The organism is Serratia sp. YWN4 (assembly GCF_055790845.1).
Window position 1 is genome coordinate 5,090,437 of record NZ_CM147696.1, and the last position, 13,222, is coordinate 5,103,658.

12 protein-coding genes are annotated in these 13,222 nt (G+C 50.8%); 7 read left to right on the top strand and 5 right to left on the bottom strand.

Features of this window, described 5'->3' with window-relative positions; translation table 11 throughout:
* The first annotated feature begins 259 nt into the window (after positions 1 to 259).
* The 5 genes from ACX9GT_RS23440 to ACX9GT_RS23460 all read left to right on the top strand — a co-directional run bounded on the left by ACX9GT_RS23440 (position 260) and on the right by ACX9GT_RS23460 (position 3,883).
* Positions 260 to 577 carry a FaeA/PapI family transcriptional regulator gene (locus ACX9GT_RS23440; RefSeq protein ID WP_473188952.1) on the top strand — a complete coding sequence of 106 codons (318 nt, stop codon included), beginning with the start codon at positions 260 to 262 and terminating at the stop codon, positions 575 to 577.
* Positions 578 to 899: 322 nt separating this feature from the next.
* Entirely contained in the window at positions 900 to 1,703 is an 804-nt protein-coding gene (locus ACX9GT_RS23445; protein WP_473188953.1) for a helix-turn-helix domain-containing protein, read from the top strand.
* A gap of 364 nt (positions 1,704 to 2,067) precedes the next feature.
* Positions 2,068 to 2,238 carry a hypothetical protein gene (locus tag ACX9GT_RS23450; RefSeq protein WP_473188954.1) on the top strand — a complete coding sequence of 57 codons (171 nt, stop codon included), beginning with the start codon at positions 2,068 to 2,070 and terminating at the stop codon, positions 2,236 to 2,238.
* 114 nt (positions 2,239 to 2,352) lie between these two features.
* The gene (locus ACX9GT_RS23455; RefSeq protein WP_473188955.1) at positions 2,353 to 2,688 is read left to right on the top strand and encodes an STAS domain-containing protein; all 336 of its coding nucleotides are present in this window, start codon (positions 2,353 to 2,355) and stop codon (positions 2,686 to 2,688) included.
* Between the two features lie 31 nt (positions 2,689 to 2,719).
* Positions 2,720 to 3,883: a nucleotidyltransferase family protein gene (locus tag ACX9GT_RS23460; protein WP_459400929.1), complete on the top strand. Its 1,164-nt coding sequence runs from the start codon at positions 2,720 to 2,722 to the stop codon at positions 3,881 to 3,883.
* Here the strand turns inward: ACX9GT_RS23460 and ACX9GT_RS23465 are convergent.
* Complete coding sequence (locus tag ACX9GT_RS23465) at positions 3,845 to 4,183, bottom strand: hypothetical protein (RefSeq protein WP_473188956.1); 339 nt, start codon at positions 4,181 to 4,183, stop codon at positions 3,845 to 3,847. The two genes, ACX9GT_RS23460 and ACX9GT_RS23465, sit on opposite strands and share 39 nt — an antisense overlap.
* A 70-nt stretch (positions 4,184 to 4,253) precedes the next feature.
* On the opposite strand from ACX9GT_RS23465, the gene ACX9GT_RS23470 reads away from it, so the two are divergent.
* Together ACX9GT_RS23470 and bglB are read left to right on the top strand one after the other, a co-directional pair.
* Positions 4,254 to 5,846: an MFS transporter gene (locus ACX9GT_RS23470; RefSeq protein WP_473188957.1), complete on the top strand. Its 1,593-nt coding sequence runs from the start codon at positions 4,254 to 4,256 to the stop codon at positions 5,844 to 5,846.
* Between the two features lie 24 nt (positions 5,847 to 5,870).
* A complete protein-coding gene (gene bglB, locus ACX9GT_RS23475) occupies positions 5,871 to 7,010 on the top strand; it encodes a beta-galactosidase BglB (protein WP_473188958.1) in 1,140 nt (379 codons plus the stop codon).
* Positions 7,011 to 7,052: 42 nt separating this feature from the next.
* On the opposite strand, the gene ACX9GT_RS23480 is transcribed toward bglB, so the two are convergent.
* The 4 genes from ACX9GT_RS23480 to ACX9GT_RS23495 all read right to left on the bottom strand — a co-directional run bounded on the left by ACX9GT_RS23480 (position 7,053) and on the right by ACX9GT_RS23495 (position 13,211).
* Entirely contained in the window at positions 7,053 to 7,943 is an 891-nt protein-coding gene (locus ACX9GT_RS23480) for a fumarylacetoacetate hydrolase family protein (protein ID WP_473188959.1), read from the bottom strand.
* Between the two features lie 143 nt (positions 7,944 to 8,086).
* Positions 8,087 to 9,850, bottom strand: coding sequence for a glycosyl hydrolase family 28 protein (locus ACX9GT_RS23485; protein ID WP_473188960.1), 1,764 nt, complete (start codon positions 9,848 to 9,850; stop codon positions 8,087 to 8,089).
* Between the two features lie 228 nt (positions 9,851 to 10,078).
* Entirely contained in the window at positions 10,079 to 12,106 is a 2,028-nt protein-coding gene (locus ACX9GT_RS23490; RefSeq protein WP_473188961.1) for an FAD-binding oxidoreductase, read from the bottom strand.
* A 73-nt stretch (positions 12,107 to 12,179) separates the two neighbouring features.
* On the bottom strand, positions 12,180 to 13,211 hold the full coding sequence (locus ACX9GT_RS23495) for an IS630 family transposase (RefSeq protein ID WP_473187389.1): 1,032 nt from the start codon (positions 13,209 to 13,211) through the stop codon (positions 12,180 to 12,182).
* Between the last annotated feature and the right edge of the window lie 11 nt (positions 13,212 to 13,222).

The following is a 13,222-nucleotide window of genomic DNA, read 5'->3' on the forward strand; positions in this document are numbered from 1 at the left end:
CTGGTCGCAAAATCAGATTAATCAGAATATAATACTACCAAAGTGGCCATAGACGATTTCATTGATCGTTAATTTCATTTTTACAAAACAATAACCCATGCTAGCTTAGAGTGGAGAACGAATGCCTCATGCAAATGGAAAAAGCACTTTAACTCTAGATGACTTTCCTTGGTTGCCACAGAGAGAAAATATTAGCAGGGTAAGATTAATCCCTATCAATTAAGCTCTACCAAGACTCATTAAAAGGAGGTAGTGAAATATGTCTTATCACAATAAAGAAAGAGAACAGCAGCTTAATAATGTCCTTAATGCCCTGCGGGCTCTATGCAAGCGCGATGTTCACCACGTAGCCATCCCCCCGCAAGTAAATTGGCCCAAAACTCGGGAGATAGCAGAATACTGCGAAATTACCATATACCTTGCACGTTACTATCTGCTGAGATTGGTTGATGATAAAAAAGCTTATGTTACCTCCGGTGCACTCAATAACAGTTTACGCTGGTACATCGCCGAATCGACTCCACTGTCTAAGCAGCATCAAAAAAGGGAGGTACAATCCGCCACGGCAGAAAATTAAATACACTGACTGACCTTCGGACATCTGTTTCACCTTTATTTTTAACCGATATTCATTCCATTACAGTACCTGTCTCTCTCTTATACTCTCAATAATTCGAGTTTCAGGAAGGCAGCAAGCCCGAAAACCCTAGAGCATAGATAACTCTGTGACAAGGGTGAGCGAAAAATCTGCCGGGAGCAGGTTTGAACGCTGCTTGCAGCGGCCCCATTGGGGCGAGGCCCACGGATGGGCCGAGTAACAAAACCAACGCACATGCAGCTTGAAGTATGGCGAGTATATCACCGTATAACAGACCCCCTGGTAGAAAGGACTCCATATCATGGCACAGCCACTCTCCATCCTGATAGTCGATACCGACCGCTATTTTACCTATGGCCTGCGCCTAGGGTTGCAGGTTTTTTTCCAGTCTCGTGGTCAAGACATTCATCTGCTTGATGAAACACAGACTGAGGGCAATATTGACATCATTTTCTTGGGTGATCTCATCACCAACCCCCCGTGGCTTTACCGATTACATCAACGGAATTGCCATCCGATGATGTTCTTTATCAAACCTCAAGGGCGGAACAAAAGCGTATTCAAACACGGACTACAGTGCGAAAAATGCCATGCAGGAACACTGTACCGCCACCAGACTCTGTTCTCCTTGCTTAACCTGCTGGACTCCGTACTGTCTTCGCCCCGCCTACCATCAGGGTTGTTTCACCATAATTGCTCGTGCATGTCCCCGTTGACGCCTCGGGAAATGGATGTTTTACGCTGTATCTACCGTGGGATGAACGGGCGTGATACCGGTGCACATTTAGATATCAACGTAAAAACGGCTAATGCCCATAAGCAAAGTGCCATGCGGAAACTGAATTTCAAGTGTAACCAGGAACTGTATCAATGGCTCCTTCAGGGAGGCGGGCGCTATTTAAACGAACGGGCACTGGCGGAAATACACCTTTTGCCACAGCAACCAGAAGGGCTGACAGAAACGGGATACCTATCGCCAACGCAGTTAATCACACGTGAGATAAACAGCTCGTATCCGGCCTTAGCCAGACATCAACGGTCAAAGACCCGCAACCAGCCAGAGCCTGCACCCAGGTTATGCGCCTCAATGGCCAAAACGGTTTAACCGCCTACATCCTTTAATCGAGGATAGGTAAGGGCAATGATTTTAATGGGCTATTTCAATCCCAAGCCCGGCATCAACGCGTTAGAAACGGATGTCTACGTGCGTCCGTTTCGCCTTTAAAATCCTGCTGTTATTACGATCCATCGCCACTGCATTCAAGCGTTTTCTTCCTGCATCAAACCGCATCCGAGCCACGAATTGAAAGGCTAGAACTCTGTGCTACGCTTAATACCGTTATTGCTAGTCAAAGACCTGCGTAGGGACAGCTCAGGAACATTGAATATCACGATGTTTATGCTCTGCGCTGAATGCTTTGCCAAATAATCGCCAACCGTGACGATGTGACATGGAGGGACACCGCCTGATGCCAGAAACACCTCTCAAAATGCCTTCACCGCCCGATAAGCAAATAGAAGATGACTTGCCGGTAGCGGCAAAACTGCTGGCCGTATGGCGGTTTATCTCCTCTGCCTATGCTACGTTTGCGGCAAATACAACAACCATGGCGTTACTGGTATCCAACATAAACAGATGAACAGCAAAGTGATACTCGGCATGGATCTGTGGCATTGAGTCGCGATATTTCTTTACTGGTGAGCTAACGTAATAGCTGTTTTCCCCCTCCCAACGGTATTGTAAGGAAGAAAGAATGAACTTTGAAACTCAGTCAATTGGCAATGTCTTGGTGGTGACTCTTTTGGACAGGCGGTTGGATGCATCGGTTTCCGCTCAGTTTAAGGAAGATATACAAGCCATGATTGCGCAGGGGACTCACAATATTTTACTGGATTTCGCTCAGGTTGATTTTATCGACAGCAGTTTTTTAGGCGCTTTGGTCTCTCTTTTGAAGGCCTTACATGGAAAAGGTGAGCTCGCGGTCTGCTCACTGAATACCAATATCCACAGTATGTTCAAGCTAACCCGGATGGATAAAATATTTACTATCGGCGCTGATCAAAGCAATGCATTACAACAAATGTGCTAATTAGCACCTTGATTAACAAGGAATATTTATTATGAAAGCCATGATTCTTGCCGCAGGTAAAGGAACCAGAGCCAGACCGCTGACCACCATATTGCCAAAGCCAATGATCCCATTAATTCGCAAGCCGATTATGGAGTCGATCGTTGAGCATTTAAGAGAGTATGGATTTAATCAGTTAATGGTCAATACCAGCTACCTTTCCGCAGATATCGAGAATTATTTCCGCGATGGTCATGCCTGGGGAGTGGAAATGGGTTACTCCTACGAAGGTGTGATGGAAGGAAATACCTTTGTTGATAACGTGCTGGGCTCCGCCGGTGGAATGAAGCACATCCAAAATTTCTCAGGCTTTTTTGATGACACTTTTGTCGTGGTGTGTGGTGACGCATTAATTGATGTGGATTTCGATCAGGTATTGGCTTTTCATCGGGCCAGAAAAAGTGTCGCCACCCTGATTATGCGCCCCGTACCAGCCGATCAAGTGAGTAAGTACGGTATTGTGGTCACCGATGACCAAGGCCGGGTCAGTAAGTTTCAGGAAAAACCTAAAGCAGAAGAGGCATTATCAAACAATGCCAATACGGGTATCTATGTTTTTGAACCCGAGATATTCAATTATATTCCTGACGGCGTTGAATATGACATTGGCAGCCAGTTATTCCCTAAACTGGCCGAATTAGGTGTTCCTTTCTACGGCATTGCCCTGCCATTCCAATGGGTAGACATTGGCTCATTGCAGGACTTCTGGCATGTGAACCGCATGATCCTTAATCGGGAACTGCCTGATTATCCGATGCCGGGCATTCAGGTTGCGCCGCAAATCTGGTGCGGGCTTAACGTTAAAGCCGATTTTGCCAACCTGGATATTGAAGGGCCGGTTTATATTGGCAGCAGTACCGAAATACAGCCAGGAGTGACCATCAGAGGGCCAGCGATTATTGGCGCCGGTTGTCTATTGGAGCAAGGTGCGGTGGTCGATCAAAGTTTTGTGGCTGATTACACCCGGGTTGGTGGGATTGCACAACTGTACCAGCAGATGATTTTTGCCGGGAAAGTGATCTCGCCAGACGGCACCGCCATCGATTTGTCTGATGCAGGCTTGAACTGGCTCATTGATGATAAACGACGCACAGACATTATTACGGCGGAGAAGTCGTTATTCAAAGAGCTGCTCACCAAAGATACCTTGCAATAAGCGCTGGCCGACAAGGCGAATGCAGGTTCGATTAATGCGCAAATGTTTGTCTGCTGCATTATCGGGCCTGCAGTTGCCTGAATAAGTGTCGCGATGCGTTAAATTCTCGCCACCGGAATAGTTTAGAACCCGACAATAAAATAACTCGCCAATTAATACCCCGCCCTCTCTAACTAAAAAACCGCCACAGACACTAAAAATAAAACAGCGTTTTATAAAATTGGTGAGATTGATCGGCCAATCCTTTTCTCCTTTGCCATAGACTCGCCAGAACTGGCAAAAACACAAAGGTTTTCCCACCGCCATAACCCTATGTTACTGAGATTCCCTGCATATTGCCGGGAAGATCACACGTGATGTGGCTATGGGGATGGCAACAATGCAAACACGTAAAATAGGCCTATTCAACTATCTCGCCTACGGCTCCGGGGATTTCCTCGGTGCGGGTACGACGGCACTCACCGCCGCCTGGTTACTGTATTTTTACACGACGTTCTGCGGGCTTAGCCCGATCGAAGCGACCTTTATCTTTGCCATGGCAAGGGTACTGGATGCGGTAGTCAGCCCGCTGATGGGCTATCTGACCGATAACTTTGGTTCCACCTGGCTGGGTAAACGCTTCGGCCGCCGTAAGTTCTTTATCCTGCTCGGCATTCCGCTGGTCTTCAGCTACAGCCTGATGTGGGTAGGCAATATGAATTATTGGTACTACCTGCTGACCTATCTGTTCTTCGATGTGGTCTACACCATGATCCTGGTACCGTACGAAACGCTGGTGCCGGAGATGACCGACGATTTCAAACAAAAAACCAAGTTTTCCGGAGCGCGTATCGCGCTGGCGCAACTGTCTGCCATTCTTGCCGCGTTCCTGCCGGGCATTCTGCTTAGCTATCTGGGTAAGGACAATGCCGTGTCGTTTTTCTACGCCAGCCTGGTGTTCTCGATCATCTGCGCCGTGGTATTGACGCTGGTCTATCTCTTCACCTGGGAGCGGCCTGCGGAGCAAAAATCCGCTGCCGCACTGGAAGCCGAAAAGCAAAAGCTCACGCTGGTTCAAAGCCTGAAACGCCTGAACGTCGAACTGACCTCCACGCTGCGCATCCGTATTTTCCGCCAGCATTTAGGCATGTACCTTGGCGGTTATATCGCGCAGGACGTCTTCAATGCGGTGTTCACCTATTACGTGGTGTTCGTGCTGATGCAAAGCGCCGCCACAGCCTCCAACCTGATGGGCACCATGGCCATCATGCAGTTCGTGGCGGTGATCGCCATGATCCCGCTGTGTATTCGCTTCGGCCCCGCCCCCTCTTACCGCATGGTGGTGGTGCTGTTCGGTATGGGGGCCGCCTCCTACGCCGTGCTGTATTACGCCAACCTCAGTGATGCTTTCTCGCTGTTACTGCTGGTTTCTGGCTTCGCCGGGCTGGGCCGTGGTGGCATCAACTACGTGCCATGGAACATCTACACCTATATTGCCGACGTGGACGAAGTGATCACCGGCCAACGCCGTGAAGGTATCTTTGCCGGTATCATGACCTTGACCCGCAAGGCTTCACAGGCCGGTGCGGTGATGCTGGTTGGCGTCATTCTGCAACTGTCGGGCTTTGTTTCCGGCCAGAGCCAGCAGGCACCGGAGGTGAGCCACGCCATTCTGATGATTCTGAGCGTGGGAACCTTGGTAGTTCTGGCGATCGGCTTCACCATTTCACTGCGCTTCAAACTCAACCTGGCCACTCACAGCGTGCTGCGTCAGGAAACCGAGAAGATGCGCATCGCGGGCCATGTGGTGCCCGGCAACATCACGCCAGAGGCGCGTGCCACCGTCGAAATGCTGGCGGGCATGCCTTATGAATCGCTATGGGGTAACAACAATATTGGCTACCTCAACCGCAATAAACCCGCTGCTCTGCCGTTACCCAAGGCCACACCAGGCCAGAAGGCGGCGGGCAGCGTGACACATTGACCACCGGTTAAAAAGGACATCGCAATGTTGGTATATCCTGTAAAACACAGCCCGTTACTGCGCCAGCCAGAGCACGTTATCAGCCGCCAGGAGCTGCACCAGTTAATTGGCAGCCTGGTGGACAATCTGGTCAATATCACCGATGAAACCGGTGAGTTTCTGCTGCGCCTTGACGATGGGCGAGTCATCGACACCAAAGGCTGGGCTGGTTGGGAGTGGACGCACGGCATCGGCCTGTACGGCATCAATCAGTATTACCGCCAGACCGGCGACACCAAGATGTGTGCCATCGTTGACGACTGGTTCGCCGCGCGCTTTGCCGAGGGCACGCCGACCAAAAACGTCAATACCGCCTGCCCGTTTCTCACCTTGGCCTACCGCTATGAGGAAACCGGCGATGCGCGCTGGCTGCCGTATCTGGAGCGTTGGGCGGAGTGGTTGATGCACGAAATGCCACGCACCGAGCGCGGTGGTATGCAGCACGTCACGCTGGCAGAAGAGAACCACCAGCAACTGTGGGATGACACCTTGATGATGAGCGTGCTGCCGCTGGCCAAAATCGGCAAGCTGCTGAACCGCCCGCAGTATGTGGAAGAGGCCAAATATCAGTTTCTGGTTCACATTCAGCACCTGATGGAGCGCGAAAGCGGTCTGTGGTTCCATGGTTGGACTTTCGAAGGCAAGCACAACTTTGCCAAAGCCCGCTGGGCACGCGGCAACAGTTGGCTGACCATCGTGATCCCGGAGTTCCTCGAACTGCTGGATCTGCCGGAATACGATGCCACCCACCGCATTCTGCTACAGGTCTTGGAATGCCAGGTGGCGGCGCTGGCGCAGTGCCAGCACCCAAGTGGCCTGTGGCACACGCTGCTGGACGATCCTGAGTCGTATCTGGAATCATCCGCCACCGCCGGTTTCGCCTTCGGCATGCTGAAAGCGGTGCGCAAACGCTATATCGACGGCAAGTATCTGGCGGTCGCGGAAAAAGCGTTGCAGGGCGTGGTGAAGCAGATCAACGCCGATGGCGAACTGACGCAAGTCTCGTTCGGTACCGCGATGGGCAAAAACCTGGACTATTATCGCCAGGTACCGCTCACCTCGATGCCTTATGGTCAGGCGATGGCGATTCTCTGCCTGGTGGAATACCTGCACGTTTATCTGTAACCGCAATAGGGCTGCGGCAGCAGCCCTATTCACCAAGCTCAATCATAGCAATGACTGGCCCACCTCATTTTCCAAGCGGCCAATCCCTTCGATCTCAATACGCACCACATCACCGGTTTGTAAGAAACGCGGCGGCGTGAAACCAATCCCCACTCCGGCTGGGGTTCCGGTGGCGATAATATCGCCAGGCTTAAGTTCAATACCGGCAGATAAGGTGGCGATTAATGATGGAATATCAAAAATCAGATCGCGGATATTGGAATTTTGGCGTAGTTCACCGTTGACCCAACATTGTATGGCCACCGAGGTGAGATCGATTTCATCCGCCGACACCAGCCACGGCCCCATCGGACAAAACCCATCCAGCGATTTACCCATAAACCACTGACGATGATTTTTTTGTAAATCACGCGCAGTGACGTCATTAATAATGGTGTAGCCCCAGACGTGATCGAGCGCATCAGCCTTGCTGATGCCACGGCCGCCCTTACCGATAATCACCGCCAGTTCAGCCTCATAATCCAACTGATCGGTGACTTGCGCATGACGTGGGATTTTGGCACCGCTAGCAATCACGGTTTCCGGCGCTTTGGTGAACACCACGGCAAACTCTGGCGCCACCTCACCGGCTTTCGCGCTATGGTCGAAACCCGACTGGCTGAACTCAGCGGCATGCTCACGATAGTTTTTACCAATGCAAAAAATGTTACGTGCGGGGATCAGCGGAGCACAAATGCTGACGTCCGCCAGCGGGTAACCTTCCCCTTTCGGCACCAGATCACTGCTGATGCTTTCCCACTGCTGCAACAGTGGGTGCATGTTCAATGTCAGGCCCGGCACCATTTCGGCCACAGGCCAGTAACGCGCCTGTGCAGCGTCGACAATCGCCACAAAACTGGCTTCATGGTTTTTTTGTAATGTCGCTAATTTCATTGATTAGTCCTTTATTGGCATCCATCAGGTTTTAATGTAGGCCGATCGGAAAGGACTGCAAGAGTTTTCATTCTGGCCATTAAAACGACAAAGGCAGGAGAATCCCCCTGCCTTTAATGGTGTTAAACGTGCATTAGGATGCGTTAAGGCACGACCGGTTTACCGTCGATGGTCACGTTCCTGATGGCGCTGAAATGCCAAGGAGTATCGCCGCGCAACTGGCTGAAAACCACGCGGTCGAACTGGCTGTCTTCCAAATCGCTAATCGCAGTGGGCGGCACGTTATTAAAGCGCACGTTGTCAAAATGCACCTGCCGATGCCAGGCATTTTTCTCGCTGTTGCCTTTGATCTCAATGGCCGGGTGATCCTCTTGCGTGCCCTGCACCGTCACGTTCTGCACCAGGAAATGGTAAAACTGCGCTGGTTGCTTCGCCGCCGGATAATCAATCTTGGCGTTAGGATCCGAGTAATTCAACGTCAGGATCACCGGCTGGCGCACGATATCCTTCATGGCATTATTGCGGAACGTCACGTTACGGGCACCACCGCCGATATCCGTGGTGCTCTTGGCGCGCAGGCCGACATCGGTAAGGTAGATGACGTTATTTTCGGCCAGAACGTCTTCAATCCAGGCACCGGTGTGGCTGCCGGTCACGACAGCGCCGTGCCCTCTGCGCAGATAGTTGTTGAACAACCAAGCCCCCTTCATCGGTGGTTGCTCACGCGCTTTTTCGCCGGTTCCTGCCGCAAAGTTAATACAGTCATCGCCGGTATCAAAAAAGTTATTCATCACCATCACGTTCTGGCTATTACCGAACTCAATCCCATCGCCGTTGTTAGCATCAAAGGTTTGATGGATCAGGTTATTGGCCACCACATTGTGGCTTTCCAGCAGCATAATGCCGTGGAATGCCGGGTTACGCGCCGTAAAGTCCGCCAGATAAACATTCTCTACGCCACGCAGCGTCACCAGGCTGGAGCGGCGCTGCCCGTAGGCGATCTGTAGCGGCACGCCTTCGGCCACCGCTTTGGCGACCTGATGTTTAGCCAGGATCCCGTCTTCATGCACCTTGCTGTTTCTGCTGGAAATATATTGCGGCAGGCGGTTGCCTACTTCATCGATCCATTCAGCCGCTTCCTGCCGTAGCCAGCCATTACCGTCAATAATGCCGGGCCCGACGATGCGGATATTACGGAAGGTGCCGGGTTCCACATGTTCAGGATCGATGGCATTGATCAACGAGGCCGGGCGCATTTCGGTGGAATAGCTGTACAGCCGGTAGGCCGGTGGATAATCCGCCGGATCCTCTGAACCCAGCAGGGTCGATCCTGCTTGCAGGTTGAGCGTCATATCACTTTTCAGCCACAGCGCACCGGTTTTGTAGACACCCGCCGGAATATCAACCCGGCAGCCGGGCTGGCAAGCGTCGATCGCCCGCTGAATCGCTTTGGTATTCAGCGTGCTGCCGTCGCCTTTGGCACCAAAGTCGGCAATATTGATCACCGTAGGTAACGGGGTGGTTTTGGCCATGATGCTGTTACTGGCGTCTGACTGCGAGCCGTCGGCATAGAGCGCTTTGACGGTAAATGAATATTGGCTGTCTGGTTTTAGGCCGGTGACTTTGAAATTCTGGATCACAATCCGCTGCGAGAAATTATCTTTGTCGTTAGCGTAGAAATGATTGATATAAGGCTTGGCGGGTGAAAACCGATCGCTGTTCTCGCTGGCTTTGCCCAGCAGTTTGCCATCTTCATAAACCAGATAGTCAACGATATCACGGGTATCTTCTGGCGTTTTCCACACCAGCACCAGGCTGCTGCTGTCGGCTGCCAACGTTGGCACCTGAAGTTGCTGTGGTGCCGCTTTATTCAGAGCAGCGGCAGAAGCCTGCGGAGTTATTGCCATCAAACTGGTCGCCATAAATAGAAGCGTTGCCTTAAAAGTCATCGTGGAAGGTGGATACGGTATTCTCATGGGATCCCTTATCACTGGAGGAGTGGTCAATATCGCTACAGCGCATTGAATACTATCCTCTTTGCCACCACCCTCCAAATAAAGAAACAGCGTTTCATTAAATTAATTTTGTTGTTTTATTATTTCATGATTTGAGTCAAAAACTACGTAGGGCACGGTCTAATAAACCTCGATAAAAATATTTTTTGCTCCCCTACCTTCCAGTAACGATTGGCAATTCATCACCATAACCGCTGAGCCACACACATAAAAATCTGTCGTGGCCGGATCAAAATGCAGGTTATTGAGCGCTTCGGTCACTCTGCCTTTAAATGTGCCATCAGGAATAACCTCTACCCTACTGAGGCAAATTGTTTTCGTCGGCGGCAACGGGGAGAAATGGCCGGTAATATCATCAACCAACGTCCGGCAGCCAAAAAGCAGCTCTGCCGTATTAATCTTCCCTTCCTGTTCAAGCTGGTTAAACATCGGTAAAAATGGCGCTAACCCCGTACCGGTGGCAATAAACACCTTGCGGTTGGCGTTTTTCACCAAGGCATAATGGCCCAGCGGGAGTTCAATTTCGGTCTGCTGCCCAATAGCGGCATTCCTGACGAAAATAGAGCCATCGCCGCCGGTGCGGGTATCGATCACCAATTCAACCGTTTTCCCCTCAGCACGCACAATCGAATAATCACGCCATTCGTAATCGGCGACGCGCAGGCGGCCAAATTGCCCCGCTTCAAAGGCGGCAAGCGGTGAATCCAACTCAAAATGAAGATGCCAAACGGTGGCGGTAAGTTGCGTTTTGTGGCTTAACACGGCACGTTGCTTTTCCGCAGGTAACGGATAGGTGGGTAAAGGTGGAAGCTCCTCTTTCAGCGCCGCCTGGATCAAATTATACCCTCTGGCCCCCATGGCCTGTGATGCGGCCCCCACACCGCCCATCAACGCGCCAACGATCCCTAAGCAGCCGGCGTCGGTGCCGGAAATATATAACCCCGGAACCGGCGTGGTCGCCCCTAAAAAATAGGCGCGATAGCGTTCTGGGGTGGCGGGCAATCCGTAGAAACCGCCCCGGGGATGCGAAGTATAGTGCTCCATCGTTAAAGGCGTAGACAGCTCAGCATAACTCACCAACTGCCTTAAACCGGGCAACGATGTTTCTGCCAATCGCAATAACCCTTCGGTCACAATATTTTTCTGTACCGCATAATCATTGCCACGCTGCCCTTTAAGGGAATCTTGCCAGGCAGAGAAGGCATCAGGCTGCACAAAAGAGATGATTTCCGCCGTATGGAATCGATCATCACCCGCTTTGGCTGAAGGGAAAGAGACATAGATGTGCGCAGGCTGGCCTTTCATCACATTTTCGGAGTGCAAACTCAGATCGCTGTAGTCGGTACGGGTATTAATCCAATAGTTTTCACCCTGTATGCCCAAGGTAGAAACCGGCGCAGTTAAACGCAGATATAATGTGACAGCAGATACGCCGTGCCCTTCTAACAGCTCCACCAGTTCGCGAATTGCCGCCGTTTTACCGCCGATCTCGCCATCCGTCGGCAGTAAATAGTGAAACGTATTCTCTAAACCAATATTGGAGATAATCGTGGGTGCGCGATAAATAACTTCGCGTGGTTCGCCGCTTCTTCTATCGATCACCCTAACCCCAGCGGCCCGACCATTTTCGATCACGATCGCCACCGCTTGCTGGCTGACACGCACCGCCCCGCCGTGGTTTTCTATTCGCTTTTCAAACGTCCGTGCGATACGGCCAGCGCCGCCTTGCGGATACCAAGCGCCGTTTAAGTAGTGCTTTACGATCTGCGCATGAATCGCAAAAGCACTCTTGGCCGGAGGCAAACCATAATCGCCCCACTGGCTGACTAACACGGCGCGTAACAGCGGGGAATGAAAGTTGTTCTCCATATATTGCTGGGTAGTCTGGAGCGATTTACGGCTGGTTAACCGCTGTAACACCCCTACGATAGGGGCGACTTTCTGTGGCACAAAGGCGCGGACAAACCCCATGGTGGCCCAAAGAGAGCAGAGGTTAATATCGCGGAAATAGCGGTTGATGGCCCTGGCTTCAGCGGGAAAATGGGCGATTAAACGCGCTTTATATACAGCGGGATCGGAAGGTACGTTGAACTGGAAATCTGGGTAGATAAAGCGGTCAAAATCGTCAGGGAGTTTATTCCATTTCAATTCGCCATAGGAAAGCCAATCAAATAGCTGCCGGGTTTTAGAGTCGGGCTCAACATTGCCGATATATACCCGATTAACTTGAAGACGCTTGCTTTAGCACCTGAAAATTGTCATTCAGCCGGGACGATAATGAACCCGCCATCTCAGGGAGCGTTGTCGTAAAAAAGTTAAATATAGCCGTTCGGAAATCAGGCTTACTGGCAAAGTAACGGTTGTTCCTTGCACATTCGTGCATCAGCTTCCATAACCGTTCTATGGGATTCAAGTTGGGGCTGTAAGGTGGCAGGGAATGCAATTTTATATTGCAGACAAATGCCCAATCTTTGACCAGGTTTGTTTTGTTATACCCCGCGCCATCCAGAATAATATGAATTGGCTGCTTATAGTCGGGATAACATGTTCTTATCTCATTGAAAAATTGACAGATAGTGTATTCATTAATCGTTTCGTAATCATGAATGACTGGATGGGCAGCATCATTCAGATCCAGCGCGCCCAGAATGTTCATCCGAGTACGGCTTCCTGTTGTTTCAACAGTCTTTTTTTCCCCTTTTTTTATCCAGCCGAAGCTCAGTTTTGTCGCCTGAGTCGGATGCACTGCATCCAGAAAAAGGATCGGTTCACCTCTCGTGGCAACTTTTAATTCTTCATAATATTCAATGAACTGTTGCTGTTTCTCTTCACTGAATTTATGGGGTACGCCTGAGGGTTTCTTATAGCTGAAGCCATGCCGGTGCAGCCATTTGTTCATTCCTGGGACGCTGTATATGACACCCCATTTTTGTGCCACGTAGGCCACAATCTGGACAGTATGATGGAATAAATGTTGAGTTAAGTGGCTGATAAGCTGTTCGGTTTTTTCTGTGCTGAGCATGCCATCAGAGCCACCATTTTCGGGTTTCAACTTCCCTTTATTCAGATATTCGCTGATATGGTGGTCAACAGTGGTCTGATGCAGGCGCAGAGCCTGAGCAATCATGACCGAACTCCAACCTTCGGAGGCGAGAAGTACGGCTTTAATACGATCGCAAACGTGTTTGTCCCGGCTGGAATCATGCCGGCGTTCGAGTTCGATTTTTTGCTCAGCGGTGATAAATATCTTCATGGGATGAAAGC

Coding starts and splice junctions, on each gene's coding strand:
- ACX9GT_RS23440 (WP_473188952.1), top strand. CDS start 260: ATGTCTTATCACAATAAAGAAAGAGAACAGCAGCTTAATAATGTCCTT.
- ACX9GT_RS23445 (WP_473188953.1), top strand. CDS start 900: ATGGCACAGCCACTCTCCATCCTGATAGTCGATACCGACCGCTATTTT.
- ACX9GT_RS23450 (WP_473188954.1), top strand. CDS start 2,068: ATGCCAGAAACACCTCTCAAAATGCCTTCACCGCCCGATAAGCAAATA.
- ACX9GT_RS23455 (WP_473188955.1), top strand. CDS start 2,353: ATGAACTTTGAAACTCAGTCAATTGGCAATGTCTTGGTGGTGACTCTT.
- ACX9GT_RS23460 (WP_459400929.1), top strand. CDS start 2,720: ATGAAAGCCATGATTCTTGCCGCAGGTAAAGGAACCAGAGCCAGACCG.
- ACX9GT_RS23470 (WP_473188957.1), top strand. CDS start 4,254: ATGGCAACAATGCAAACACGTAAAATAGGCCTATTCAACTATCTCGCC.
- bglB (WP_473188958.1), top strand. CDS start 5,871: ATGTTGGTATATCCTGTAAAACACAGCCCGTTACTGCGCCAGCCAGAG.
- ACX9GT_RS23480 (WP_473188959.1), bottom strand. CDS start 7,943: ATGAAATTAGCGACATTACAAAAAAACCATGAAGCCAGTTTTGTGGCG.
- ACX9GT_RS23485 (WP_473188960.1), bottom strand. CDS start 9,850: ATGGCAATAACTCCGCAGGCTTCTGCCGCTGCTCTGAATAAAGCGGCA.
- ACX9GT_RS23495 (WP_473187389.1), bottom strand. CDS start 13,211: ATGAAGATATTTATCACCGCTGAGCAAAAAATCGAACTCGAACGCCGG.